Origin of the sequence: Streptomyces nigrescens (genome assembly GCF_027626975.1) — a bacterium.
GTDB lineage: Bacteria > Actinomycetota > Actinomycetes > Streptomycetales > Streptomycetaceae > Streptomyces > Streptomyces nigrescens.
In genome coordinates this window covers 3,525,350-3,551,166 of sequence record NZ_CP114203.1, presented here as the reverse complement: position 1 = coordinate 3,551,166, position 25,817 = coordinate 3,525,350, and the positions used below count along the sequence as shown (strand labels likewise).

The 25,817-nt window shown below is 68.9% G+C and carries 24 protein-coding genes and 1 pseudogene; 16 read left to right on the top strand and 9 right to left on the bottom strand.

What is annotated here, in order from left to right:
• Nucleotides 1-90 precede the first annotated feature (90 nt).
• A complete protein-coding gene (locus tag STRNI_RS15835; RefSeq protein WP_141725544.1) occupies nt 91-399 on the bottom strand; it encodes a hypothetical protein in 309 nt (102 codons plus the stop codon).
• A gap of 500 nt (nt 400-899) precedes the next feature.
• On the opposite strand from STRNI_RS15835, the gene STRNI_RS15830 reads away from it, so the two are divergent.
• On the top strand, nt 900-2,231 hold the full coding sequence (locus STRNI_RS15830; RefSeq protein WP_277411445.1) for a glycoside hydrolase family 27 protein: 1,332 nt from the start codon (nt 900-902) through the stop codon (nt 2,229-2,231).
• Between the two features lie 148 nt (nt 2,232-2,379).
• Nucleotides 2,380-2,580: an SCO3870 family protein gene (locus STRNI_RS15825; protein WP_018089342.1), complete on the top strand. Its 201-nt coding sequence runs from the start codon at nt 2,380-2,382 to the stop codon at nt 2,578-2,580.
• Between the two features lie 70 nt (nt 2,581-2,650).
• On the opposite strand, the gene STRNI_RS15820 is transcribed toward STRNI_RS15825, so the two are convergent.
• Complete coding sequence (locus STRNI_RS15820; RefSeq protein ID WP_018089343.1) at nt 2,651-2,869, bottom strand: hypothetical protein; 219 nt, start codon at nt 2,867-2,869, stop codon at nt 2,651-2,653.
• A gap of 151 nt (nt 2,870-3,020) precedes the next feature.
• Here STRNI_RS15820 and STRNI_RS15815 point away from each other — a divergent pair, with 151 nt between their 5' ends.
• The 4 genes from STRNI_RS15815 to STRNI_RS15800 all read left to right on the top strand — a co-directional run bounded on the left by STRNI_RS15815 (nt 3,021) and on the right by STRNI_RS15800 (nt 6,131).
• A complete protein-coding gene (locus STRNI_RS15815) occupies nt 3,021-3,746 on the top strand; it encodes a hypothetical protein (RefSeq protein WP_159486358.1) in 726 nt (241 codons plus the stop codon).
• Nucleotides 3,743-4,423, top strand: coding sequence for a DUF4166 domain-containing protein (locus STRNI_RS15810; RefSeq protein ID WP_148588413.1), 681 nt, complete (start codon nt 3,743-3,745; stop codon nt 4,421-4,423). The genes STRNI_RS15815 and STRNI_RS15810 overlap by 4 nt, the downstream gene beginning before the upstream one ends.
• The gene (locus tag STRNI_RS15805; RefSeq protein WP_109892377.1) at nt 4,420-5,079 is read left to right on the top strand and encodes a TetR/AcrR family transcriptional regulator; all 660 of its coding nucleotides are present in this window, start codon (nt 4,420-4,422) and stop codon (nt 5,077-5,079) included. Before STRNI_RS15810 ends, STRNI_RS15805 begins: the two co-directional genes overlap by 4 nt.
• A 251-nt stretch (nt 5,080-5,330) precedes the next feature.
• Complete coding sequence (locus tag STRNI_RS15800; RefSeq protein ID WP_277411444.1) at nt 5,331-6,131, top strand: hypothetical protein; 801 nt, start codon at nt 5,331-5,333, stop codon at nt 6,129-6,131.
• A gap of 63 nt (nt 6,132-6,194) precedes the next feature.
• Here STRNI_RS15800 and STRNI_RS15795 read toward each other — a convergent pair whose 3' ends face one another.
• Nucleotides 6,195-7,868 carry a fumarate hydratase gene (locus tag STRNI_RS15795; protein WP_277411443.1) on the bottom strand — a complete coding sequence of 558 codons (1,674 nt, stop codon included), beginning with the start codon at nt 7,866-7,868 and terminating at the stop codon, nt 6,195-6,197.
• A 167-nt stretch (nt 7,869-8,035) separates the two neighbouring features.
• On the opposite strand from STRNI_RS15795, the gene STRNI_RS15790 reads away from it, so the two are divergent.
• Both STRNI_RS15790 and STRNI_RS15785 read left to right on the top strand, forming a co-directional pair.
• On the top strand, nt 8,036-8,926 hold the full coding sequence (locus STRNI_RS15790; RefSeq protein ID WP_266439258.1) for a DUF1707 SHOCT-like domain-containing protein: 891 nt from the start codon (nt 8,036-8,038) through the stop codon (nt 8,924-8,926).
• 302 nt (nt 8,927-9,228) lie between these two features.
• Nucleotides 9,229-9,534, top strand: coding sequence for a WhiB family transcriptional regulator (locus STRNI_RS15785; protein ID WP_078518586.1), 306 nt, complete (start codon nt 9,229-9,231; stop codon nt 9,532-9,534).
• A 132-nt stretch (nt 9,535-9,666) separates the two neighbouring features.
• Here STRNI_RS15785 and glpX read toward each other — a convergent pair whose 3' ends face one another.
• Nucleotides 9,667-10,698 (bottom strand): class II fructose-bisphosphatase, encoded by a 1,032-nt coding sequence (gene glpX, locus STRNI_RS15780; protein WP_093637586.1) that lies wholly within the window; start codon nt 10,696-10,698, stop codon nt 9,667-9,669.
• Between the two features lie 205 nt (nt 10,699-10,903).
• Between glpX and STRNI_RS15775 the strand changes: the two genes are divergently transcribed.
• Nucleotides 10,904-11,440 (top strand): DUF4245 domain-containing protein, encoded by a 537-nt coding sequence (locus STRNI_RS15775; RefSeq protein ID WP_277413256.1) that lies wholly within the window; start codon nt 10,904-10,906, stop codon nt 11,438-11,440.
• A 75-nt stretch (nt 11,441-11,515) separates the two neighbouring features.
• Here the strand turns inward: STRNI_RS15775 and STRNI_RS15770 are convergent, their stop codons facing one another.
• The 4 genes from STRNI_RS15770 to STRNI_RS15755 all read right to left on the bottom strand — a co-directional run bounded on the left by STRNI_RS15770 (nt 11,516) and on the right by STRNI_RS15755 (nt 15,676).
• Nucleotides 11,516-12,109, bottom strand: a complete 594-nt coding sequence (locus tag STRNI_RS15770; RefSeq protein WP_018089353.1) for a malonic semialdehyde reductase — start codon at nt 12,107-12,109, stop codon at nt 11,516-11,518.
• A 230-nt stretch (nt 12,110-12,339) separates the two neighbouring features.
• Nucleotides 12,340-12,633, bottom strand: a complete 294-nt coding sequence (locus STRNI_RS15765; RefSeq protein WP_277411442.1) for an exodeoxyribonuclease VII small subunit — start codon at nt 12,631-12,633, stop codon at nt 12,340-12,342.
• Nucleotides 12,634-12,662: 29 nt separating this feature from the next.
• Nucleotides 12,663-13,898 (bottom strand): exodeoxyribonuclease VII large subunit, encoded by a 1,236-nt coding sequence (gene xseA / locus STRNI_RS15760; protein ID WP_262042054.1) that lies wholly within the window; start codon nt 13,896-13,898, stop codon nt 12,663-12,665.
• A 215-nt stretch (nt 13,899-14,113) separates the two neighbouring features.
• Nucleotides 14,114-15,676 carry an APC family permease gene (locus STRNI_RS15755; protein WP_277411441.1) on the bottom strand — a complete coding sequence of 521 codons (1,563 nt, stop codon included), beginning with the start codon at nt 15,674-15,676 and terminating at the stop codon, nt 14,114-14,116.
• An 85-nt stretch (nt 15,677-15,761) separates the two neighbouring features.
• Between STRNI_RS15755 and STRNI_RS15750 the strand changes: the two genes are divergently transcribed.
• Nucleotides 15,762-16,781, top strand: coding sequence for a 4-hydroxy-3-methylbut-2-enyl diphosphate reductase (locus STRNI_RS15750; protein ID WP_051104100.1), 1,020 nt, complete (start codon nt 15,762-15,764; stop codon nt 16,779-16,781).
• Between the two features lie 85 nt (nt 16,782-16,866).
• Nucleotides 16,867-17,760: a polyphosphate--glucose phosphotransferase gene (gene ppgK, locus STRNI_RS15745; RefSeq protein WP_266439267.1), complete on the top strand. Its 894-nt coding sequence runs from the start codon at nt 16,867-16,869 to the stop codon at nt 17,758-17,760.
• A gap of 61 nt (nt 17,761-17,821) precedes the next feature.
• Here the strand turns inward: ppgK and STRNI_RS41375 are convergent.
• Nucleotides 17,822-18,112 (bottom strand): annotated as a pseudogene (locus STRNI_RS41375) (DUF6542 domain-containing protein); the annotation flags it as partial.
• A gap of 579 nt (nt 18,113-18,691) precedes the next feature.
• On the opposite strand from STRNI_RS41375, the gene ychF reads away from it, so the two are divergent.
• From ychF to STRNI_RS15720, 5 genes are all read left to right on the top strand, one after another.
• A complete protein-coding gene (gene ychF / locus STRNI_RS15740; RefSeq protein ID WP_018089359.1) occupies nt 18,692-19,780 on the top strand; it encodes a redox-regulated ATPase YchF in 1,089 nt (362 codons plus the stop codon).
• Nucleotides 19,781-20,635: 855 nt separating this feature from the next.
• Nucleotides 20,636-21,088 (top strand): hypothetical protein, encoded by a 453-nt coding sequence (locus STRNI_RS15735; protein WP_277411440.1) that lies wholly within the window; start codon nt 20,636-20,638, stop codon nt 21,086-21,088.
• Nucleotides 21,089-21,090: 2 nt separating this feature from the next.
• The gene (locus STRNI_RS15730) at nt 21,091-23,334 is read left to right on the top strand and encodes a hypothetical protein (protein ID WP_277411439.1); all 2,244 of its coding nucleotides are present in this window, start codon (nt 21,091-21,093) and stop codon (nt 23,332-23,334) included.
• A 58-nt stretch (nt 23,335-23,392) separates the two neighbouring features.
• Nucleotides 23,393-24,019 carry a hypothetical protein gene (locus STRNI_RS15725; RefSeq protein WP_277411438.1) on the top strand — a complete coding sequence of 209 codons (627 nt, stop codon included), beginning with the start codon at nt 23,393-23,395 and terminating at the stop codon, nt 24,017-24,019.
• Nucleotides 24,020-24,382: 363 nt separating this feature from the next.
• Nucleotides 24,383-24,691 carry a hypothetical protein gene (locus STRNI_RS15720; RefSeq protein ID WP_277411437.1) on the top strand — a complete coding sequence of 103 codons (309 nt, stop codon included), beginning with the start codon at nt 24,383-24,385 and terminating at the stop codon, nt 24,689-24,691.
• Nucleotides 24,692-25,817: the final 1,126 nt, after the last annotated feature.

Here is a 25,817-nt window from a genome sequence, read left to right as displayed (position 1 = left end):
TTCCCGGATACGGAAGCCCGCTCACCCGACGGCGCACGCACGAGGGCCCGGCTCCGAAGAGCCGGGCCCTGGTACGTCATCGCTGCGACGTCACCCCTTGCACTGCCTCGCGTACTCCACCTGGTACGCATCGACGGCGCTGAGCTCGGCCTTGGCCTTCGCCTTGTACTGGGCGACCTTGTCCCGGTCCGGGTGAGCCTTGCCGGCTTCCTTCTTGGCGAGTGCCTGGTACTTGTCGGCCGCGATCGTGTGCTGCCTGATGGCCTTCTCGATGCTGTCGCACTTGGCGCTGCTCGCCGCCGCGGTACCCACCGGAGCGGCACTGGCCGGTGCGACCCCGGCGAAGGCGATACCGGCAACCGCCACGGATGTGACGGCAACTGCCAGCGAACGGCTCATTTTGCGCATGCTGCGTATCCCCCATGTGGTCATGAAATCAGTGACGTGACACAGGTCAGGTGTCACTCGAACAGTGTAGTGATCATGGCCGTCGCGGGTCTCCGGGTTCCGCCCTCGTAGATCCGTCCTGACCGGCCGTCACGGCTGTTGCCTGACGGGGCGTTGCCCGAGGGCCCGCACACAGCAACGATGCCTCCCCGAGCGCTCGGAGAGGGCCGGAGCAGGGCAGCGCAGACGTTGAGATCCGTTTCATCTTGTTTGAACTGGCTGGATCAACGGGGCGAATTGCTGCGGGCATTGACTGTTTATGTTGATTTTGGTGCGCTTGCCCGCGCACCGCGTCAGATGCCCGCGCACCGCGTCAGGCATCGGATGCGGCGCACCGACTACTCCGCCGACGGAAGCACCCGGACCGAGGTGGGCACGGTCACCCTGCCGGAGGTGACGCCCACTCATGACGTGAATCCCCCCGGATCCCCGACTCCCTGCTGGAGGCCTCCATGCGTGTGCTCTCCCGTTTACTGTTCACCCTCTCCCTCCTGCCCCCGCTGCTCGGCGTTCCCCTGCTCACCGCGGGCCCCGCGCAGGCCCTGGACAACGACCTGGCCCGCACTCCGCCGATGGGCTGGAACAGCTGGAACACCTTCGGCTGCAACGCGACCGAGCAAATCGTCAAGGACACCGCCGACTTCATGGTGTCCAGCGGCATGCGCGACGCCGGCTACCAGTACCTCACCATCGACGACTGCTGGATGGAACGGTCCCGCGACTCCGAAGGCCGCCTCGTCCCCGATGCGGCCAAGTACCCCCACGGCATGGCCGAACTCGCCGCGTATGTCCATGGCAAGGGCCTGAAGTTCGGCGTCTACGAGAGCCCGACGTACCACACGTGTCAGGGCTTCCCCGGAAGTCTTGGTCATGAGCAGAAGGACGCCGACACCTTCGCCTCGTGGGGCGTGGACTTCCTCAAGTACGACAACTGCACGGCCAGCGACCCCGACCAGCGGCCCGGCGACGAAAAGCTGCCGCTGGAGACCCGGGACAGCACCATGCGCGACGCACTCGAACGAACCGGCCGTCCGATCGTCTTCAGCCTCTCGCTCCAGCCCGCGGCGCAGGGCGAGTCCCCCTGGGAGTGGGGCAAGAGCGTGGCCAACATGTGGCGCATCGACGGGGACCGGGACGCCTCCTTCGACGGCCTCAAACGCCTCATCCGCACCGACTTGGACAAGGCGAAGTGGGCCGGCCCCGGCGGATGGAACGACATCGACATGCTGGGGACCGGAAACTACGCCTTCGCGTCGGGTTCCAACGACCCCAGCAAGCGCCTGACGTATGACCAGGAGAAGTCCGAGCTCTCGGTCGCCGCAGTGCTCGCGGCCCCGCTGATCTCGGGTGCCGACCTGCGTACCCCCGCGGCCGCCGGCGGTTCCGGCTTCCCCATCAGTGACCAGGACCTGAGCGTCTACCTCAACAAGGACGTCATCGCCGTCAATCAGGACAGCCGTGGCGAACAGGGCACGGCGGTCACCACCGAGAACGGTCTGAACGTGCTGCGCCGCCCCCTGGCCAACGGCGACGTCGCCGTGGCCCTGTTCAACGAATCGTCCTCACAGGCCGTCATCTCCACCACCGCGGCGGCCGTCGGCCTCCCGGCGAACAGCACCGGCTACCACCTCAACGACCTGTGGGCGCACTCCAGCCATGTCAGCACCGACGGCACCATCAGCGCCACCGTTCCGGCCGGCGGCACCGTGCTCTACCGGGTGAGCCCGCGGCCCCCCGCCAGGTCCGTGTGGTGGCCGGTGACCGGCTCGATCCGTACGGGCTGAGTCAGGCGTGGCCACCCTGCGCCCGTCCACGTCATCGAGGCTGGTCGGACCGGGTGTTGGGCCCCTGAGGCGCTCATTCCGCACCTGCGCTACGAGATCGTCTTTACACTCGGTGAACACAATTTCGGTTCACAGCAGAGGAGATGGAATGACACAGCCTCCCTTCGCCACCCTGTCCGCCGCGCTGGCGTCGCTGGGGACGGCGCTGGGCGCCCTCGCGGTCCAGTTGCGCGCGGTCGGTTACGAGCAGTACGTCGAGTCCGTGGCCACCGCCAGCGTTTTGATGTGGACCACCGCGTGCCTGACGGTCGTCACGTGGGTCCGCTTCCGCCGGACGAACTCACACTGAGTTCCCCAGAATTCGACGGGCGCCGGGGCATCAGCCCCGGCGCCCGTCGCGTGCCGGCTCGTCCGCCCGGTCAGGAGATCTCTGCGAGCAGGTAGCCGCCGTATGTGAGGACCACGAACCCGTCATCGATCAGCCGGGCCCGTACCAGCAGGCCCGTCGCCACCAGGATCGCGGGCGGAAGCAGAGCGGCCACGAGGTCGGCGGCCCGGCGGGCGGTGCGCCCCTGGCCGGCGAATATCGCGCTGCTGTCACGGGAGGGCGCGGTGCCCTCCGCGGAGTTGGCCGTCATGGCGGTGCCCGCTATCGCGCACCGCTCCGGGGATGTCCGTAGAGCCCCCTCCCTCCCGTCCTCCCCTCCCAACGACCTTGAGCGACTGCTCAAAACCCTCTACGCTGCGTTTTAAGCAGTCGCTCAAAACGTCTGGGACGGGGGAATCCCTATGGGTCTGTACGTGGAGGCGCGCATCCGCGCCGGGATCGATGAGGTCTGGGACCGCAGTCAGCTGCCGGACCGGCATCAGCGCTGGGACCTGAGGTTCAGCGAGATCGACTATCTGCCGTGCGAGCCGGGGGAGCCGCAGCGCTTCCGTTACGCCACCCGCGTCCTGCCGTTGCTCACGGTCGACGGCACCGGCGTCTCGGCCGGTGAGCGGAACCGGCCCGACGGCACCCGGACTTCTGCCCTCCGCTTCGCCTCCGCACACCCGCTGTCGCTCATCGAGGAGGGCCGCGGGTACTGGCGGTACGTCCCGGACGGTGAGGAGCTGCGGTTCCTCACCGGATACGACTACCGGCCGCGCTGGGGACGCTTCGGCCGGGTCGTCGACCGGCTCGTCTTCCGGCCGCTCATGGGCTGGGCCACCGCCTGGTCCTTCGACCGGCTGCGGCTGTGGTGCGAGCGCGGGATCACCCCGGAGCGGTCGCTGCGCCACGCCCTCGCCGAGCTGTTCGCCCGTATCGCCGCGGTCCTCGTCACCGCAGCCGTGGTCCCCGGCGCCGGGGCCGTGGGCCCCGTCCTCGCCGTGGCAGGGGCCGCGCTGCTGCTGCCGCCCCTGTCCGTCACCCCTGCCGCCCGCCGCTGTCTGCGCCGCCCGCCGGAACGGGCTGGACGCAGCGAGAGCGCTGCCGCCCCGACCGCCCTCCTCGCCACCCTGGAGAAGTCATGACCTCGATATTCCAGCGCGCCCTGGGCGCCGACTTCGACCGGCTCCACCCGAACATCCGGCGGCGCTTCTCCGTCGGGCTCGACAGCGGGGAGGCGTGCATCGGGAGGGGCACGATGGACCGGATCTGGCACGGCCGCAGCTTCGTCCGGCCGTTCCTGGCCCTCGGCGGCAGCCGCCACATCCTCGTCCCGCAGACCGGCCGGGACATCCCCTTCGTCATCGAGAACGTCCCGTACACCGACTCCTTCGGCCGTGAGACCGTCACCTTCGTCCGGACCTTCTCCTTCCCGCGCCGCCCCCGCCGCTTCGACGCCACCATGGTCTTCAGCCCCGAGCGCGGCTGCGTCGTCGACTACCTCGGCACCCACCAGCACCTCGCCACCGACCTGCACTTCACGGTGGACAGCACCGGGGCCCTGATCATCCGCTCCGGCGAGCACCGCTTCCGGGAGGGGCCGGTCGACGTCCGGGTGCCGGACCTGATCGGGGGCGATGCGGTGGTGCGCGAGTCGTACGATGATGCGGCCGGGCTGTTCCGTATCCAGGTGAGGGTCGGCAACCGGCGGTTCGGCCCCCTCTTCGGATACGAGGGGTCCTTCTCCGCCGAGTTCGTGAACATCGCCGAGCGAGGGGTGCGCGCCGGGCTGCGGCCCTTGCGCGAGGAGGTCAGAACATGAGCGCCGATACCCGTACGAAACTGCTCGCCGGTGCGCTGCAGACGCTCATCGAGCAGGGCATCGCCAAGACCTCGGCCCGCAGCATCGCCACCACCGCGGGAGTCAACCAGGCCCTGGTCTTCTACCACTTCGGCAGCGTCGACGAACTCCTCGCCGCCGCCTGCCGGTACGGCGCGGAACAGCGCGTCGCGCACTACCGCGAACGCTTCGCACAGGTCGGCAGCCTCGCCGAACTCCTGGAGCTGGGGCGGGAGCTGCATACCGAGGAGCGCGCCGCCGGCCATGTCGCCGTCCTCGCCCAGCTCCTGGCCGGGGCCCAGACGCAGCCCCGGCTCGCCCCCGCGACCGTCGCCGGACTCGCCCTGTGGATCGAGGAGATCGAACAGGTGCTGGCGCGGGTGCTGGCCGGGACACCGATCGCCGCATTCGTGGACGTCACCGGCCTCTCCCGGGCACTCGCGGCGGGCTTCGTCGGCCTGGAGCTGTACGAGGGCGTGGACCCGGAGGGGGCGCTGGGAGCCCTGGACGCACTGGAGCAGCTGTCCGGACTGCTCGGCGTGCTGGAGGACCTGGGCCCGGTCGCCCAACGCGCCGTACGCGCCCAGCTCCGCCGCGGCACCGCCCGACGCGCCCGAGCGACGCCGGAAGCACGGTAGCGGCCTTTCGCGAGAGGACCTGCCCGAGGCCCGGCCGCACCATGAAGGGCCCGACAGCTGCTTCGGACAGGAAGGGGAACATCTCATTTCCCCCTGCGGACAGTCGGCGCTGTGGTCAACTGAGCGCTATCTGGCTGTAGACAAGGGGATGATCGTGGATGCCGAGCGTCTCTGTGCACACCTGTGGCAAGGGCCGGAGCGCGTTGACCGGGGGGACTCCCCGCCGGGGAGTCCTTCGCGCGCTTCCGTTGGTGGCCGTCCTGCTCGCGGGCACCGTTTCCTGCGGAGGGGGTTCCGAGCCCGCACCGAGCGGCAAGGACCGTTCGACGAAGCCCGCGGCGAGTCCATCGGCGGAGGCCAAGTCCCCCCGGCCGAAGGTGACGGGACTGGTCACCTTAGCGGGCACCAATTTCGCCGTCTTCGACGTGAAGACCGGCAAGGAGACAGTGGACGCGTTCCTGCCGCATGACGCCAAGCCCAATGTGTGGAAGAGGGAAGCCTTTTCTTCCGACTGGCGCAAGGTCGTCTGGACCACCGGTGAGGGGGAACTCTTCATCGGGGGCTACACAGACGTCGGGCGCGGGACCGGTCTCTACGGGAAGAAGCCCTTGAGGATCGGCGGTCGGCCGACATACTCCGGAGGGAAGCCCGTATACGCCCAGCCTCGCTTCGGCCCCGACGGAACGAGGGTGTATTTCCTGGCCAACAACGAAACGGTGTACTCCGCCGACCCGGAGAAGCCTGAAGACCTCAGGAAAGAGCTGGCTCTCCCGAAGGGCACATTCTCCGCGGACGACGAGCTGACCTGGGACGTCACGGATGCCGGTGACGTGGTGAAGACCAAGGCCGTCCACCCCCGGAAGACACTTGAGGCGACCAGCTCCGACGGGAAGAAAACCATCGTCCACACCGACCACGGCTGGTTCCTGAAGGAGAAGGGCAGCTCCGCGGAGCCGAAGCTGCTGTTCGAAAAACTCGTGTCCTCCGACGGAAAGCCCGTGCAGGTCTACGCCGACTTCGGTCCGGGGCTCGACATCATCGGCTGGTACTGAGCGCGGCGAAGGCCACGGGCCCCTGGCGGGTGCCAGGGGCCCGTGGGCGGTACTGCGAGCGGGTCAGTTCCCCGAGCGCACCGGAATGCTCGTGAACGTCGGCGCCGGCGCCGGGTCCTGGAAGAAGTCGTTGCCCTTGTCGTCGACGACGATGAAGGCGGGGAAGTCCTCGACCTCGATCTTCCAGACGGCTTCCATGCCGAGTTCCTCGTACTCCAGGACCTCGACCTTCTTGATGCAGTCCTGGGCCAGACGGGCCGCGGGGCCGCCGATGGAGCCCAGGTAGAAGCCGCCGTGCGTGCCGCAGGCGTCGGTGACCTGCTGGGAGCGGTTGCCCTTCGCGAGCATGATCTTGGAGCCGCCGGCGGCCTGGAACTGCTCGACGTAGGCGTCCATCCGGCCCGCGGTCGTCGGGCCGAATGAGCCGGAGGCGTAGCCCTCGGGGGTCTTGGCCGGGCCCGCGTAGTACACCGGGTGGTTCTTCAGGTACTCCGGCATCTCCTCGCCGGCGTCCAGCCGTTCCTTGATCTTCGCGTGCGCGATGTCGCGGGCGACGACCAGCGTGCCGGTGAGGGACAGGCGGGTCTTGACCGGGTGCTTGGTCAGCTCGGCCAGGACGTCGTCCATGGGGCGGTTGAGGTCGATGGCGACGGCGTCGAGGTCGGGGCCCGCGCCCTCGGTCAGTTCCTCGTCCGTCGTCTCCGGGAGGAAGCGGGCCGGGTCGGTCTCCAGCTGCTCCAGGAAGACGCCCTCGGCGGTGATCTTCGCGACGGCCTGGCGGTCGGCGGAGCAGGAGACGGCGATGGCGACCGGGCAGGACGCGCCGTGGCGCGGCAGCCGGACCACGCGGACGTCATGGCAGAAGTACTTGCCGCCGAACTGGGCGCCGATGCCGATCTTCTGCGTCAGCTCGAAGACCTTCTCCTCCAGCTCCTTGTCGCGGAAGCCGTGGCCGGTGGGGGAGCCCTCGGCGGGCAGCTCGTCGAGGTAGTGCGCGGAGGCGTACTTGGCGGTCTTGAGGGCGTACTCGGCCGACGTACCGCCGACGACGATCGCCAGGTGGTACGGCGGGCAGGCCGCGGTGCCCAGCGAACGGATCTTCTGCTCCAGGAACTTCATCATGGAGGCCTCGTTGAGGACCGCCTTGGTCTCCTGGAAGAGGAAGGACTTGTTGGCGCTGCCGCCGCCCTTGGCCATGAAGAGGAACTTGTAGGCGCCGCCGTCGGTCGCGTACAGCTCGATCTGGGCCGGGAGGTTGGAGCCGGTGTTCTTCTCGTCCCACATGGTCAGCGGAGCCATCTGCGAGTAGCGCAGGTTCAGCTGGGTGTAGGCGTCGTAGATACCGCGGGAGAGGGCCGCCTCGTCGCCGCCCTCGGTCAGGACCTGCTGGCCGCGCTTGCCCATGACGATCGCGGTGCCGGTGTCCTGGCACATGGGCAGGACGCCCGCGGCGGCGATGTTGGCGTTCTTGAGCAGGTCGAGCGCGACGAAGCGGTCGTTGGCGCTGGCCTCGGGGTCGTCCAGGATCTTGCGGAGCTGGGCGAGGTGGGTGGGGCGCAGATAGTGCGAAATGTCGTGCATCGCCTCGGCGGCCAGCTTGCGCAGCGCCTCCGGCTCGACCTTGAGGAACGTACGGCCGTCGGCCTCGAAGGTGCTCACACCCTCCGAAGTGACGAGACGGTACGGGGCGTTGTCCTCACCTACGGGGAGCAGGTCGGTGTAGGCGAATTCCGGCATTGAAGGTCATTCCTTACTCGGAGAGGTCCGGCTGGCATCTACGGCAGCGCCTCAACAGCGTAGAACCCTGGCGAGCGGACGCCGCTGTGAGGTAAGGCTCAGTCGGCGCGTGGCCGGGTCCGTTCGATTCCTAGTCGCGATCTATCGCGTTTCGGTACGCTGGGCCGGTGGATGCAGACAACGGGGGACGTCCGGGCCCTGAGACCCCGCCCGGACCGCTTCAGGAGCAGGACCGGCTCCAGGAGCGGCAACCGCTGAACATGACCAAGCCGGCGGCCGGGGCGCCGGCGCCGCCCGCGGTGGCCGAACGCGATATCCGGGCGTCCGACGCGGACCGCGACCGGATCGCCGGGATCCTCCGCGAGGCGCTGGCGGAGGGCCGGCTGGACCCGGAGGAGCACGCGGAGCGGATCGACACGGTCTACCGCGCGAAGACCATGGGCGAACTGGAGCCCGTCGTACGGGATCTGCCCGCCGCCGGCGCCGGCCGCCCGCAGCAGGACTCCGCCGGGTACGCCTACGGGCCCGGCGCCCCGGCCCCCGACCAGAACCTCGTCGCGGTCTTCAGCGCCGCCGTCCGCAAGGGCCGCTGGCAGGCCCCGGCGCGGATCAACGCCGTGGCGTTCTTCGGCAGCGTCGAGATCGATCTGACCGAGGCGGTCTTCCCGCAGCAGCAGATCCAGATCAATGTCACGGCCGTCTTCGGCAGCGTGGAGATCCGGGTCCCGCAGAACATCACGCTGCGCAGCAGCGGCTCCGGCATCCTCGGCAGCTTCGAGGTCGAGTCCCATGACGCGGAGGACGCCGACGCCCCGCAGGTGCTGGTCAACGGCTATGCGGTGCTGGGCAGTGTGGAGGCCAGGCCCAAGCGCGGCGCCTGGATCCGCGATCTGCGCGACCGGCTGGTCGAGGGGCACCGGGAGATGCGCCGGCAACTGCGCGACGAACACCGCGAGCGCCACCACCAGCTGCGCCAGGAACAGCGGGAGTGGCACGAGCAGCACCGCTCCGAACGCCGCGAGCGCCGGGACCGGTTCCGTAAGGGCACGGACCACTGACGGCGGCGGACGGGCCGCGGCCGGCGGTCGGCGGGCGCTGCTAAGGGGCGTTCGCCGTCGTTCCCGGAGGGTTCGTCCGCTGACGCTTTTCTCGTTGTCGCACGATCGCCACGGTGTGCATAAGCGTGCGTACAGCGGGTAGGGCTGGTGCATCGTCTCTCGTACGGCTGCGGGGTGCGGAAAAAGGCCGTGCGCAGCGAGACGGGCAAGGGTGATTCTCGCGCCGAAGCCGTCGTCAGGAGTAGACCGTGCTGCTACCGCATCAGCCCCTGCAGGATGCCGCTGTCGTTCCGTCCCAGCAAATGCCTGCTCGCGATGAGGCCGGCCCCTGGCATTCGGAGGCGGTGTGCCGCCGGGACGAAGCCGGGCTGTTCTTCGCTCCGTCCAAGGAGCCCACCGCCGCGCGACTGGCCAGAGAAGAGGCCGCGAAGCGGGTCTGTGCCCGCTGCCCCGTGATGGTCGAGTGCCGGGAGCATGCGCTGCTCCAGCCCGAGCCGTACGGCGTCTGGGGAGGTCTGACCGCGGCCGAGCGCCGGGTCGTGCTGACCCGCCGGCGGCGCCGGGAGAGCGAGCTCCAGCGCACGGCCCATATGCCCGCGGCGGGCTGACCGTCGCGGCACCGGCTTCGGCCCGTACGGCGCACCACAGGACGTAGGGGTCACTTCGCCCCCGCCGGAGACTCTCCGACGGGGGCGAAGTGTGTGTACGGGGGCGGGCGTTACGGGCCCGCCGGGGCGCCGCTAGCTGGGGCGCTCGAAGTCCACCGAGCTGTAGGCGCGCAGCTTCGACAGCCGGTGCTGGGAGTCGATCTGGCGGATGGTGCCGGACTTGGAACGCATCACCAGGGACTGGGTGTAGGCGTTCTCTGCGCGGTAGCGGACACCGCGCAGCAGTTCGCCGTCGGTGATGCCGGTGGCGACGAAGAAGACGTTGTCGCCGCGGACCAGGTCGTCGATCTCCAGCACCTTGTCCAGGTCGTGCCCGGCGTCGAGCGCGCGCTGCCGCTCCTCGTCGTCCTTGGGCCACAGCTTGCCCTGGAAGGTGCCGCCCAGACACTTCAGCGCACAGGCCGCGATGATGCCCTCGGGCGTCCCGCCGATGCCCAGCAGCAGGTCCACGCCGGTGCCCTCGCGGGCCGCCATGATCGCGCCCGCGACATCGCCGTCGGCGATGAACTTGATCCGGGCGCCGGCTTCCCGGACCTCCTTGACCAGGCCCTCGTGGCGGGGACGGTCCAGGATGACCACCGTGACGTCCTCGACCGCGGACTTCTTCGCCTTGGCGATCCGCTTGATGTTCACGGCCACCGGTGCCGTGATGTCGACGAAGTCGGCGGCCTCGGGGCCCGTGGCGAGCTTGTCCATGTAGAAGACCGCGGACGGGTCGAACATCGAGCCGCGCTCGGCCACCGCCATCACGGAGACGGCGTTCGCCATGCCCTTGGCGGTCAGCGTGGTGCCGTCCACCGGGTCCACGGCCACGTCGCACTCCGGGCCGGTCCCGTCGCCGACGCGCTCACCGTTGTAGAGCATCGGGGCGTTGTCCTTCTCGCCCTCCCCGATGACCACGACGCCGTTCATCGAGACGGTGTGGATCAAGGCGCGCATGGCCTTGACCGCCGCGCCGTCCGCGCCGTTCTTGTCACCTCGTCCCACCCAGCGGCCCGACGCCATGGCGCCGGCCTCGGTCACCCGGACGAGCTCCAGGGCGAGGTTGCGGTCCGGGGCCTCGGGGCTGACCTCGAGTGGGGACGGGAGATGATGCTCGGTCATCGAGCGCACCTTTCTGTACGGCGACGGCCGTGAAGGATGAGGGTGATACCGACCTTATCCGTACCTCGCCAAAATGAGCAGAGGGCCCCACGCATGAGCAGCCGCGGGGGAGTCGGCGGGCCGGTTGTTTGCGCAGGTCACGACCATCACCGGGGGGCCTGTCGGGTCCGCGGCGGCCATAGGGGACCATAGGGGCGTGGCAGGTATGCGAGGCAGGCAAACGGTGCGGGACATGGTCCTGTCGCTGGCGGTGATCGGCATCCTCGTCGGGGCGATCTACATCTTCATCCCGCACGACGAGAGCGCGGACGCGGCGAGGAACGCGGTCAAGCGGGTCGACTACCGCGTCGAACTGATCACGGCCCGTCGGGCGGCGCCCTATGCGGTCGCCGCGCCCGAGGGGCTGCCCAAGGCCTGGCGCGCCACCTCCGTCTCGTACAAGGCGAGCGAGGACGGCAAGGGCGGCGCCTGGCATCTGGGCATGCTCGACCCGGAGCAGGAGTACGCGGCCATCGAGCAGAGCGATGCCATGCCGCGGAAGTTCATCAAGGACGTCACGCTCGGCGCGACCAAGGCCGAGGGCAAGCAGGCCGTCGGCAGCAAGAAGTGGGACCGCTACCAGGGCGACAAGTACCGGGCGCTGGTCCGTGAGGAGTCCGGGGTGACCACGGTCATCACCGGCACCGCGCCGTACGGGCGGCTCGCCGATCTGGCCGCCGCGCTGGTGGCGAAGAAGGGCTGACCAGCCGGAACATCGATGAGGCCGCCGCACCCTCCGGGGTGCGGCGGCCTCATGCGTGGAGCTGCGGGAGCGGGCTCAGACGGCGGTGACGGCCTCGTCGAAGTCCAGCCGCGGCGAGCGCGGGTGGAAGGCGTCGGCGCCCGGCTTGCCGATGTTGATGACGAGGAAGGACTTCTGCTTGCCGTCGCCGAAGAACTCCTTGTCGATGCCGGTGAAGTCGAAGCCGGTCATCGGGCCGGCGGCCAGACCCGCGGCGCGGACGCCGACGATGAAGTAGCCGGCCTGGAGGGTGGCGTTCTGGGTGCCGGCCACCTCGCGGGCCGCGGCCTGGGAGAAGAACGAGTCCTTGATGCCCGGGGCGGCCGGGAAGAGCTTCGGCAGCTTCTCGTGGAAGTCCAGGTCCACGGAGAGGACCGCGGTCAGCGGCGCGGTCAGGGTCTTCTGGCCGTTGGCGCCCATGGCGTGGGTGACCAGACGCTGACGGGCCTCCTCGGAACGGACCAGGGTGATCCGCAGCGGGGTCTGGTTGAAGGCGGTCGGGCCGTACTTCACCAGGTCGTAGATGGCCTGGATCTGCTCGTCCGTCACCGGCTCGTCCGTGAACGTGTTGGCGGTCTGGGCCTCACGGAACAGGAGGTCCTGAGCGGCGGCGTCAAGGGCGAGAGACATAAAGGGCACCTCGGTGAGTCAGATGGGGGGTTCAGGTCAGGCGGTCCTGCTGGCACTGCGGTGAGTGCGGTGCCGTCACAGGGTGCTACGGGAACCACTGTAAACGGAATAGATTAAGTTTCAACTAAAATGGGATCACTGTGAGTCGGTTCACAGGGACCGGCTTTTGTTCCGGGGTCCGGAAGGCAGCTGGGGCCGCCCCCAGGGAGAGACACCCCCTAGGCGCGCTCCTAGGCGTGCTCCGCCCCGGCCTCGTCCGGCGACTCCGCCAGCGCCGCGTCCAGCCGCGCCCGCGCACCGTCCAGCCAGCGGCGGCAGACCTTCGCCAGCGCCTCGCCGCGCTCCCACAGCGCGAGCGACTCCTCCAGCGTCGTGCCGCCCGCCTCCAGGCTGCGGACGACCTCGATCAGCTCGTCCCGCGCCTGCTCATAGCCGAGTGTGGAGTCCACCGGGGCCACCTGCGCCACCCCGGCCGCCGCACCCTGCTCCGCGTCCGCCGCGTCGTCCGTCTTCGCCTTCGCCATGTCTCCCACCCTAAGAGTCTGTCCGTGCACTATTCGGCGGCCGTGGCGGCGCCCGGGGCGCCGTCCACCCGCACCGTGAACTCGCCCTCGGCGACCCGGGCCCGGAGGGTCTCGTCCGCGCCGACCTCCCCGGGTGAGCGCACCGCCGCACCGTCCGGCTTCTGCAGGACCGCATAGCCGCGCTCCAGCGTCGCCTTGGGGGAGAGCGCGACCACCCGCGCCAGGGTGTGCGTCAGCTCCGAGTCGGCGCGGTCCAGCAGATGCCCCAGGGTCCGGCGGCCACGCTCCAGCAGCGCCGTGACCTGCTCCTCGCGGTCCTCGATCATCCGCTGCGGCCGCTGTATGCACGGCCGCTGCAGCGCCGCCGCCAGCCCCCGCTCCTCCCGCTGCAGAAAGCCGTCGACCGCCCGCCGCGCCCGCTCCCGCAGCTGCTCGACCCGGGCCAGCTCCTCGCCCACATCGGGCACCACCTTCTTCGCCGCGTCCGTCGGCGTCGAGGCCCGAAGATCGGCGACCAGATCCAGCAGCGGACTGTCCGGTTCATGGCCGATCGCCGAGACGACGGGGGTCACGGCCGCGCTCACGGCCCGTACGAGCTGCTCGTCGGAGAACGGCAGCAGATCCTCCACGCTGCCGCCGCCCCGGGCCACGATGATCACGTCCACCTCGGGCAGCGCATCCAGCTCCTGGACCGCCGCGACCACCTGCGGGACGGCATGCACGCCCTGCACCGGCACATTGCGCACCGCGAAGCGGACGGCCGGCCAGCGGTGCCGGGCGTTCTCCAGGACGTCCCGCTCCGCGGCGCTCGCCCGGCCGCAGACCAGCCCGATCAGCTGCGGCAGAAACGGCAGCGGCTTCTTGCGGTCCGCCGCGAACAACCCCTCCGCGGCCAGAGACTTCTTCAACTGCTCAAGGCGCGCGAGGAGTTCACCGACCCCGACCGGTTTGATCTCGGCGGCCCGCAGCGACAGCTGGCCGCGCGGGGCGTACCACTCCGGTTTGGCGTGCACCACCACCCGGGCGCCCTCGCTCACCACATCGGCGACCTTGTCGAAGACCTGGCGGTAGCACGTCACGCTCACCGAGATGTCGTACGACGGGTCACGCAGCGTCAGAAAGACCACCCCCGCGCCGGGCCGCCGTGAGAGCTGGGTGATCTGCCCCTCGACCCACACCGCGCCGAGCCGCTCGATCCAGCCGCCGATGAGCCGGGACACCTCGCCGACCGGGATCGGCGTTTCCGGGGACGTAGAAACAGCCATACGAGCGAGAGTAGCGGCGGGCACTGACAGTGGCCGCGGCCGCGCGGCCCGTGGCCGGCCGGGAGGCGCCCCGCGGCCGTGTCCGTCGGCCCGGCGTCCGGTCCGGCGTCCGGTCCGGCGTCCGGCCCGGTCTGCGCCCCCGCCGCCGGTCGCCCCCCCGGCCGCTCCCGCCGCCGGTCACCGCCCGCCGCCCCCGCAGCCGCGGCCGGTCCCCGTCAGCCCCGCGCCCCGCCCGCCCGCGCCCGTCCACCGTGCTGCACCGCCAGCACCACGAGCCCCGACACCAGCCAGACCCCGCCCACGAGCTGCGCGGTGGCGGACGCCTCGACGACCACCGCGACCACCACCGCCAGCCCCAGCAACGGCACCATCGCATGCCGCAGCACACTCGGTGGCCCTCCTCCGAGCTCCCTGGTCCGCCCGACGAGCCCTCCGCTCCGCCCACCGAGCTCCCCGCTCCGCCCGACGAGCTCCGCGGTCCGCCCGACGAGCCCTCCGCCCCGCCCGAGCGGCGGGCGCCCCCGTCGTCCGCGGACCCAGAACCAGCCGATCACCGAGGCGTGCAGCAGTCCGAACGCCGTCAGCGCCCCCACGTTCACGATCGACGACAGCTGTGCGAGCCCGTCGTCCCTGCGGGCCGCGCCCACCGCCGCCACCAGCGTCACCAGGGCCGCCCCCAGCAGCGCCCGGCGCGGCACCCCGCTGCCCGCGTCCACCTTCGACATCGCCCCCGGCAGCCGCCGGTCCCGGGCCATCGCGAACAGCAGCCGGCCGGCCGCGGCCTGCCCCGCCAACGCCGCGAACGCCGCACCGACCGCCTTGCTCACCGCCACCAGGTCCTGCAGCCACCGGCCCACCGCCGAGTCGGCCGTGGCGTAGAACGCCGCGCCCTGCTCCGCGGGCCGGGCCGCCAGCTCCGCCGCGCTCACCGGCATCAGCAGCGCCGCCAGATACGTCTGCACCGCGAACAGCACACCGGCCACCACCAGACAGCTCAGCACCGCCCGCGCCACCCGGTCCGGCCCGCCGGGCCCCCGGCCGCCCTCCCCGCCCCCGGCCTCCTCCGCGAACGAGGCGATCGCGTCGAAGCCCAGATAGGACAGCACCGCCACCGACACCGCGGCCAGCACCGCCCCGGCCGAGAAACCGCCCTCACCGGTCAGCGGCTCGGCCCAGCCCCGCGGAGCCCCGTGCACGACCAGCTCGACGACCGCCGACACCACGAACACCGCGAGCACCACGATCTCCATCGCCAGCACCGCGAACCCGGCCCGGGCCGCGGTCCGTACGCCCGACAGATTCAGCAGCGTCGTCACGGCCACCGCCAGCGCCGTCCACACCCACGGGTGCACGGACGGCACCAGGGCGTGCAGCGCGATCCCGGAGAACAGATACGCCACCGCCGGAATCAGCAGATAGTCCAGCATCGCCATCCATCCGGCGACGAACCCCGCGCCCTCGCCCAGCCCCACCCGGGCGTACGTGTAGACCGACCCGGCCCGTGGGGCGACCCGCACCATCTGGGCGTACGAGAAGGCGGTGAACGCCATCGCGACGGTCGCGACCAGGTAGACGAGGGTGACCGCACCGTGCGACGTGGCCTGCAGCGCGCCGAAGATTCCGACCGGCGCCATCGGGGCGATGAACAGCAGCCCGTAGACGAGCAGATCCCGGAAGGTCAGCGTCCGCCGCAGCGCCCCGGTAGCGGCGGAACCCCCGCCCCCGCCCGCGGCGCCGTCTGCCGCCCCCTCCTCCCCACCGCCGCCCGTGACCGGCATCTGTGCCTCCTCGCTGCGTGCCGCCCTCAGTCTGGGCCAGCGGTGCGATCTTCGGGGGCGGGGGCGCGCCTTTACGATGGGACGCATGACTTCCTCGCCCAGCCCGACTCCCGCCACCACCCCGGGCGAAGCCGCTTCGCGCCGCAGGGTCCTGCTCGCCGCCCCCCGTGGATACTGCGCGGGCGTGGACCGCGCCGTCATCGCCGTCGAGAAGGCCCTTGAGCAGTACGGCGCCCCCGTCTACGTACGCCACGAGATCGTGCACAACAAGTACGTCGTGAAGACCCTGGAGAAGAAGGGCGCGATCTTCGTCGAAGAGACGGAAGAGGTGCCCGAGGGCAACATCGTCATCTTCTCGGCGCACGGCGTCGCCCCGGTCGTCCACGACGAGGCCAAGCGCGGCAAGCTCGCCACCATCGACGCGACCTGCCCGCTGGTCACCAAGGTGCACAAGGAAGCCGTCCGCTACGCCAAGGAGGACTACGACATCCTCCTGATCGGCCACGAGGGCCACGAAGAGGTCATCGGCACCAGCGGTGAGGCGCCCGAGCACATCACCCTCGTCGACGGCCCCAAGGACGTCGAGAACGTCGAGGTCCGCGACCCCGACAAGGTCGTCTGGCTCTCCCAGACCACGCTCTCGGTCGACGAGACCATGGAGACGGTGGACGCCCTCAAGGGCCGCTACCCCAACCTCCTCTCGCCGCCCAGCGACGACATCTGCTACGCCACCCAGAACCGTCAGACCGCGGTGAAGCAGATGGGCGCCGAGGCCGATCTGGTCATCGTCGTCGGCTCCAAGAACTCCTCGAACTCCGTACGCCTCGTCGAGGTGGCGCTGGGCGCCGGCGCCCGCGACGCCCACCTGGTCGACTACGCCGAGGAGATCGACGAGGCCTGGCTGGAGGGTGTCGGCACGGTCGGCGTCACCTCCGGTGCCTCCGTCCCCGACGTTCTCGTCCACGGTGTCCTGGACTGGCTCGCCGCGCGCGGCTACGAGGACGTCGAGACCCTCACGGCCGCCGAGGAGTCCATCCACTTCTCGCTGCCCAAGGAGCTCCGCCGCGACCTGCGCGCCGAGGCCAAGGCGGCCACCGAGGACTGACCCCCGCCGCTGCCGGTTCGCCGTCCGGGCCATGAGTCGACTCATCCCGGGGGCGAGCCGCCCCGTCCGCGCCTAGCCTTTTCCCATGAGGGTCTTCGGTGTGGACATCGGCGGATCGGGCATCAAGGGCGCCCCGGTGGATCTGGCGCGCGGCGATCTCGCCGAGGAGCGCTACAAGGTACTGACCCCGCACCCGGCCACCCCGGAAGCGGTCGCGGACTGCGTCAAGGAGGTCGTGGACCACTTCGGGTGGTCGGGGCCGGTCGGGGCGACCTTCCCCGGTGTGGTCACCGACGGGACGACCCGTACCGCCGCCAATGTCGACAAGGGCTGGATCGGCCTGGACGCCGACGCCCTGCTCACCGGCCGGCTGAGCGGCGAGGCCGCCGGCAGCCCCGTCACGGTGCTCAACGACGCGGACGCGGCCGGGCTGGCCGAGATGCGCTACGGCGCGGGCCGCGACCGGACCGGCACGGTCGTCGTGCTCACCCTCGGCACCGGCATCGGCAGCGCGATCTTCATCGACGGCCGCCTCGTCCCCAACACCGAGCTCGGCCACCTGGAGCTGCACGGCCATGACGCCGAGAAGCGCGCCTCCACCAAGGTCAAGGAGGACGAGGGCCTGAGCTGGCAGCACTGGGCGCACCGGGTCCAGAAGTACCTCGCCCATGTGGAGATGCTCTTCTCGCCCGCACTGTTCGTGATCGGCGGCGGGGTGAGCCGTAAAGCGGAGAAGTTCCTGCCGCTGATCGAGGGCATCAGGGCCGAGATCGTGCCGGCTCAGCTTCAGAACAATGCGGGGATTGTGGGGGCCGCGATGGCTGCGCACGCCGCTCGGGCTGGCGAGCCACCTGCCTCGGACGGTTCCCGGGCCGCGGCCGGGTCCGGTCGGCGGACCGCGTCGGCGGCCGGTTCTGCTGCCCGCGCGGTGCGCTCTGCGGTCGACTCACCGGTCGGCTGGCCCGACGACGGGCGATGATCAGCGCCCGCCGGACGATCGCGAGCAGCGCGCAGACCAGCGTGCCCGCGTAGAGCCAGCCCGCGTTCAGCGCGAGGACGGTGAAGAGGCCCATCAGCAGCCCCTCGAAGCCGTCCCCGCCGTGCTGGATCGGCAGCGCGCCGAGCGTGAAGGCGATCGGCAGGGTGACCGGCGCACAGACCAGGTCGTACGGCCGCACCCACACCGCCGCGCCGATGCCCACCAGCAGGTAGCAGACGCCGTACGCGGTCGGTGCGCCGCCGAACAGCAGCCGGTCCACGAAGGCGAACGCCAGCAGCGCCAGCGTCGCCAGCAGCCAGCAGCCGAGACCGGTGAGCTTGGCGGCCGGCATCCGGCGCTGCGGGCCGGCCGGCGGGTCGGGGGCCGGGCGCCGCGGCGGCGCCCGGTGGACGGCGGAGGACTCCGCGCCCGCCGAGGGAGCCGGGCCGCGTCCGGGGACCGCGGCCGCCGCCGGCCGGGAGGGTGCCCGGAGGGCCCCGGCCGGCGCGGGACCACGCGGCGCGGCGTGCACGGCGGCCGTGGCGGAGGCCGGTACGGACGCGAACCCGGAGGCCCGCATCGCGGAGAGAAAGGCGTCGTCGGGATCGGGGGTCACGGCCTCCGCGGGGCGCGGGAGCCGGGCGTCCTGGCCCGCTGGCGGCCGTCCGGACCGCGGCGGGCTGTGCTGGGGCGTGCGCGCTTCGTGTTGCTCCACCCGGCAACGGTAGGCCGCTAAGTGGTATTAACCGGTCGCGGGACACGCGCTTTCGCCGACCTTGCGGCCGAGTTCGCTACGGGCCGGGGGCGGGGCGCGGCGCGGACCTGTCCCGGTGGCGGCCGCTCGGCCCGCGCCGCCCCGTAGACTGGTGGATCGGCCCTCCCGGGGCCGCTGCCCACCCCACCACCTCTCGCTCGGAAGTCGAGTCGCCACGTGTCGCTCACGATCGGAATCGTCGGTCTGCCGAATGTCGGCAAGTCGACCATGTTCAATGCCCTGACCAAGAACGACGTGCTGGCGGCCAACTACCCGTTCGCCACCATCGAGCCGAACGTCGGTGTCGTCGGCGTCCCCGACCCGCGTCTGGCCAAGCTGGCGGAGATCTTCTCCTCCCAGAAGATCCTCCCGGCGACCGTCGACTTCGTCGACATCGCGGGCATCGTCCGCGGCGCCTCCGAGGGTGAGGGCCTGGGCAACAAGTTCCTCGCGAACATCCGCGAGTCCGACGCGATCTGCCAGGTCATCCGCGCCTTCAAGGACGAGAACGTCGTCCACGTCGACGGCAAGATCTCGCCCAAGAGCGACATCGAGACGATCAACACCGAGCTGATCCTCGCCGACCTCCAGACCATCGAGAAGGTCCTGCCGCGCCTCCAGAAGGAGTCGCGCATCAAGAAGGACATCGCCCCGAAGGTCAAGGCGGTCGAGGAGGCCAAGGCGATCCTGGAGAAGGGCGACACGCTCTTCGCCGCGGGCATCGTCCAGGGCTCCGGCAACGAGGAGCTCCTGCACGACCTCCACCTCCTCACCACCAAGCCCTTCCTCTACGTCTTCAACGTCGACGAGGACGAGCTGACCGACGAGGACTTCAAGAACGAGCAGCGCGCCCTGGTCGCGCCCGCCGAGGCGATCTTCCTGAACGCCAAGCTGGAGGCCGACCTCGCCGAGCTGGACGACGACGAGGCCCTGGAGCTCCTCCAGTCCGTGGGCCAGGACGAGCCCGGCCTCGCCACCCTCGCCCACGTCGGCTTCAACACCCTCGGCCTGCAGACCTACCTGACGGCCGGCCCCAAGGAAACCCGCGCCTGGACCATCAAGAAGGGCGCCACGGCCCCCGAGGCGGCCGGTGTCATCCACACCGACTTCCAGAAGGGCTTCATCAAGGCCGAGGTCATCTCCTTCGCCGACCTGGTCGAAACCGGCTCGGTCGCCGACGCCCGCGCGGCCGGCAAGGCCCGCATGGAGGGCAAGGACTATGTGATGCAGGACGGGGATGTGGTGGAGTTCCGGTTCAACGTGTGACGGGCGTCATAGCATTGGCGTAGCGATCTGGCAAATGTGCAGGTCAGGTGGGGTCGGCCCTGGATGGGGTCGACCCCGTTGTCGTTCCCGTTGCTGGATCCGTGCTGGATTTGCTGACGTCTCGTCACCTGTCGTCATCCCTGGTTATGCGTACCGTCGCTGGATCGGTGCTGGATGCGGCTGACGGCACGTCAGCGGGTGGGGGCGCAGCGGGTGCGAATTTCGTCATGGACGGGCACTGCGGGGCGGTAGGGGCCGGGGCGGGGGTGCGCGTGGTGCCCGTTGCCCACGGGTTCTGTACGCGGGCCGCGGTGCGGCCCCTGACGCGGCATGGTCGGCGGTCGGGACCGCGTCATCTGCTTGGCCGCAGGTTCGAGTCCCCGGCAGGAGCCGCAGTCAAGGGCTGGCCGTCTGGCAGCCCCTGTGAGCTGCGGAGATGCACTGGTTGTGACGACGACAGCGCGTCTTCCGAAGTCAGCGCCCGACCTGCCGGGCGGCCTGAATCGGTCACGCCGAAGATGCGGCCTTGATCCGACTGCATGCCGCGGGGGAGGCCAGCACGGCCGATGAAGTACCGCGGGGCGCCACGCGCCGACTGCGTGGCAGGTCACCCGATCGCCTGCTGTCCTGGACCGGCGCAGCGGCGAGCCCGTACCCAGATGCTGCCGTTGGGCGGTTTCATGCCCGGCCTGTCCTTCACTGGTTGGGCTCTGGCTGGTAAGCGACGATGCGTCGTGCGCAGCAAGGCGGTGGACCGCCGCGTCGCTACCTCAGCACGAGGCTCTCAGCTACGCTTGCGCGTCGCAGTGATCTAGCTCAACAGAGCGTCGAATCCACTGGCGATACGGGGGGCATGTGAATTACAACGAGGACTGGGACCGTCGGCTCAATCCCTTCCGCTACAACTCTGATGGCACGTTGACTGATGCTGCGCGGAAGCAGAACGTTGCCATGCAGCTCAACTCGGCCAACATCGACGGATACGCCGGCGCAGGGAGCGGGCAGGCGTCAGTGCACATCGCCACGCTGACCAAGGCAGAGAGTGCCCTGGAAGCGATCCGCTCCGACACTGACCAGGTAGGCCTGGCTGCCCTGAACGCGACCGATGACTCGGTCATCGGCCTACAGGGCTGGGAGAGTGCGGGCGGACTTGACGCCATGCGAGCGCGATGGGCGGACGAAGCCGTCAAATTCAGTGAGCAGCTGTCTGATGCGTGCGCAAACCTGCACAACACCGCTACGGCGTACAAGGACACCGATCGGGGAGAGCAGGCCCGGATGAACTCGATCAACCACGGGGGCAAGTGAAAATGGTCGATTTCTCCGACATCATGCACGCCAACCTCGGCAAGCTCAAATCGGCTGCCGACGAATGGCATCTCGTTCCGAAGAAGTACCAGGGTCTCACTGAATTATTCGATGCGCGCGTTGCCAATCTCTTAAAAGCCGACTGGGAGGGCGAGGCCGCCGACAAGGCTCAGGCTGCCCTGGCCAAGCTGCGCAAGCAGTACCAGGCCGCAGCCGATGAATCCCGCGGCATCGCGCGACTCCTCCAGGATGCGCATGAGGAGCTCCACACCCTCCAGAAGCAGCTCCGCCGGATCGTGGAGGAAGATGCCCCGGCCGACAAGCTCAAGGTCACCGAGGATGGGACCATTGTCGACGCCGACCCCACTCGAAGCGCCGGACGCAATGCTGATCCCGATCACACGTACCTCAAGCAGCGGGACGAGAAAATCCAGGCGTTGCGAGACCGCATCGCTACGGTGGTCAAACGTGCAACCGTTGCCGACGAGGGACTGACTTACGCGCTGCGTCGTGATGCGAACGGCGCGAAGAACCTCGGGTTCAACACCAAGGTCCACACCTCACTCGACGCGGCCGAAGCCGATCAGGCCTTGGCACTGACCAAGAGTGGCGGCAAGCTCTCTGACAAGCAGCTCAGCCAGCTCAATCGCATCCTTGAAGTCAAGGAGCATGACAAGGAGTTCTCGGAGCGGCTCGCTGTCGGCATGGGACCCAAGGGGGCTCTGGACTTCTGGGCCAAGGTGGCCGATCCGGAGCAGAAGCCCTACCAGCCTTCGACCGAGCCCGACAAAGAGCGTCGCGCCCTGCTCAAGCACTTGCAGGAGAACCTGGGCACCACACTGGGAACCGCTACCCACAGCGACAGCGCCGCTATGAAGCACTGGAAGAGCGAGATGCTCGATCTGGGGCCGCGGCGGCTTGGCTCCGGCGATGCGGCGAACCCGTACGGATTCCAGGTGATGAGCAACCTGATGCGGCACGGTAATTACGACTCGGACTTCCTCAAGGACTACGGGAAGAAGCTTCTTGATACGGATCGGAATTTTAATCCGTCGATCAAGGGTGCCCCCAACCCCTGGACATACCAAACCGAGTCCGATCTGAACTTCGGCAGCTCCAAGGACCGGGGAAACGACCCCATGACCGGATTCATGGAGGCGCTCGGCCACAACCACAAGGCGTCCACGGGCTTCTTCGGGTCCGACAAGGATCTCGAGTACCTGATGAAGGACCGTGTCTGGCCGGACGACTCGACGCCGGACGGGGACACCAAGGACGGCCTCGCGGGCTACAGCTCCCTGGGCCACGCCCTGGAGGCAGCGACGACCGGCCATGACTTCGGCACTCCACCCGAGCCCGGTGCGCCCCACACCAAGGACGAGGCAGAAGTGATGAGCAAGGTCATCACCACCGTCTCCAAAGACGACAGCACCATCCACGACGGCATGGGCGGCAGCCTCGGCAGGATGTCGGCCGAATATATGCCGGACATTCACCACCTGCTTTCCGGAGGGCGCGATGACGGTACCTCCGATGGCGAGCTGGACTCGCTCTACCCGCGAGGGAAGAATCCTCCGCTCCTGTTCCCTGAAGGGAATGGGACGCGCGATATAACCCGTTTTCTGTACACGGTGGGCAAGGACCCAGACGGGTTCGCAGGTATCAACTACGGCCAGACCCAGTACACCAGCGAAGTGCTTAACTATCATTTCGCTCACCCGGACGCTAACGACAGGACCAACTCGGAGACCCTGGAAGAGGTCACTCGTCGGGGCGGCCAGATCGAAAGCATTATTGACAACGCGCGCAAGGATTCGGTTGTTCAGGGCGCCGTGGACAACGATTCGAAGTTCAACAAGGCGCTGACCGACAGTGGTGGTTGGGCGAAGACCATCGTCGGAATCGGCGTCGGCGTCGGCACTAGCCACATCGTGTCACCCATCGGAGGGGCACTTGTCGGCGCCGCAGCGGGAGATGTGAGTGGCAGGCTCATTGATTCCATCACCGGGGGATTCGTACGCGACCCCAAGGGTGATGCCCTCTACAGTGCTGCCGGCGAGATGGAGAACAATCAGGAATCTCTGCGCACAGTCACCGAGCGCGCCGCTTCCCTGGCCAACGCGAACCATCCCTCGGGGCTGTCAAGACAAGACATACAGGCCGCCGTACAACGCGGAGCTGAGGACGGCAACTCACTCGGCTTCGTCTCCGTGAAGGGCAACACCAATGACAACGCCAGCTCCTGACAACACGCCCGCTCAACCAGAAGACGCAGCGCGGCGCGCCCCTCGGGGGCGGCACTTGGTGACGGTGTTTGCCGCCCTTGTCGTGGGTGCCGGCGGCACCCTGGCAGTGGAGCGCACCCTGCTCAGTCCGAACGCAACCGATGATGTGGCCGATATCTGTGGGGGTACTGTGGTATCCACCGACGTTGGCCCCGTCACCCGGAATATCCCAAGCAATCCATCCGTGGCTTCCTCATGGGTGGATTACGCACGGGATGGTTCCCTTCTTGAAAACTGCACTGTATCGGCTGGAAATACCCAGGCTCTTCGAGTCACTGCAAACCTTGAGCGAGGCTCGACCGCAGACTGGGAACGATTCACGAGATCGCAAATCCCCGGTGCAGCCGGGCCGAAAATGACCTTCGATGCTGGCGACCGCGCTGTGTCTTACGAGAAGGACGCCGCCATACATGTGCCGTGCACCTTGCCTCGGAATCAGCCCAAGAACGACGATGGCAAAGCCATTACGACTTACGTTGCTGTCGTAGCACATGCCTCCGGGTCTGCCGTCGAGGAAAACGACAAACGCCGCCAGGATCTCGCTTACCTTGCTTCCCGGGTCGCTGAGCACGCTCACTCCACGATGAGATGCAAGGAGCCTCTCAACATCCCGGACGGTGTGCCCAAGGTGAAGAGTGCCGGCTGAGTCTGGCGGTGGCATTACCTCGGAGCGGGCAGGGGAGATCCCCCTCCCCCCTGATCGCGTGTCACCTCGGACTGTGGTCGCACCAGGGGCCCGTGCCTCACAGTCAAGGAAGTCGAGGCCGAGCTCGACCGGCTGTTGAGGGCATTTCCCCGGCAACAGCTCGAAAATTGGCCGTTGCCAACGAGAGTCTCGCCTGGGTGACCGGACGTAAAGCAGCCAGATGTATGTCGATATTCGGCCAGAACGTGATGTGTTTCAGGGGCGGAACGGCCGTGGTTGACGCGCGTTCCCGGCAAGGGGTTACATGGATTAGCTGTGGCATGGGTGCCGGGCGAGTGTTTTGTGAGGACCGGGGGATTTCGGGTGACTGAGGAATATCGCGTCGATCTGAGTGCGCTGCAACAGGTGATCACGCGGCTCAACTCGCTGGTGGACACCATGGACGGGGTCGGGTCGACAGCGGAGTACAAGACAGAGCTGCCGGAAGGCTACCTGGGGCGGGAGTTCGGCGAGGAGACTGCGCTGAGGGGGGCACACGGCAAGATGAAGCAGGAGATTGCCGCCATGGTCACCGAGCTGAAGAGCATGATCGCTGAGGTGAGTCAGAAGTCCTCAGTGGTGCTGAGTGGTTACGACAGTCGCGAGCAAGATGTCCGCGCGTCGATGCGCTGATAAATAGAGAGGCCAGTCGCCTCACGCACGTGGGGCGAGAGGACGGGGGAGGACGGGAATGAGCAGTCGTGGGGGCGGGCACCACACAGACTTTTCGAGCCATACACTCGAAAGGTTGAAGGGCATGGTGCAGGACGCACAGCCGGGCAAGGTTGAAGAGATCGCCGATCACTGGATGCATGTCCATGATCAGATGGCTGGCGATGCACCCGATGGCAGTGTGCGGGATCTGCTGGACAAGGCTGTGGCGGATGTTCGGGAGCACTGGCACGGTGCGGCGGCCGACGCCTTCGCCGCGCGGGCAAAGATCCTGAGCACGAGCCTCAAGCATGGCGCGCTTTATGCGAAGAACACTTCCCACACTCTGAGGTCCGCTGCGAGTGACCTTCGCGAGGCAAAAACCGCTGTTATGGCCTTGCAGGACACGGTGGGTGTGGAGAAGGGGAACGGCGGAATTCTCCACGCCATCGGTTCGAAGATCAAGGATGGCGCGGATTGGCTGGCCGATGGCGGGCAGCGGAGCGACGAGGGTCTCAACAAGGACGTCGCCAAGGGCATGAGCACAAAAGATGCTCTCGCGAAGCATGCCGGCAGCCTCTCCCGCGGACGGGAGATCGCCTTGCAGGCCGCCAACCATATGGAAAAGCTCGGGGCCTCCTACAACGCCAAGGCGCAGGACTTGGCAGGTAAGCCCCATCGCGAGCGGTGGAAGCCGATCGATCCACCGGACAGGATCGTGCCACCGCCTGCGGTCGCGGGCTCCATGGGTACCGGTGTTGCGAGTCCGCGGAAGGGCGGCTCCAGTTCGGCGAGTACGAAGACGATCAGTGGTACGTCTGCTTCAGGCGGGGGGGCATCGCCGCGCCCGGTGAGGACGAACGGTGCGCCCAGCGAGGGGGGCTCTGCCAGTCCGGTGGTGCATCCCTCTGCACCGAAGGCACCGCGTCCTGGTACGTCGCTGGATGGTGTGCGAGGCGGGGTTCCGACGCCCGTCGGTCCGTCGCGCGCAGGCTCTGGCGGTCCGGTAGTCGGAGGAGCCCCTCGCGACTTTGGTTCGGGGACCGGCGAGCCAGGCGTGCCTTCTGGCGGTCTGCCGCTTGGTGGCGGTCGTGGTCCGCTCGGCGGC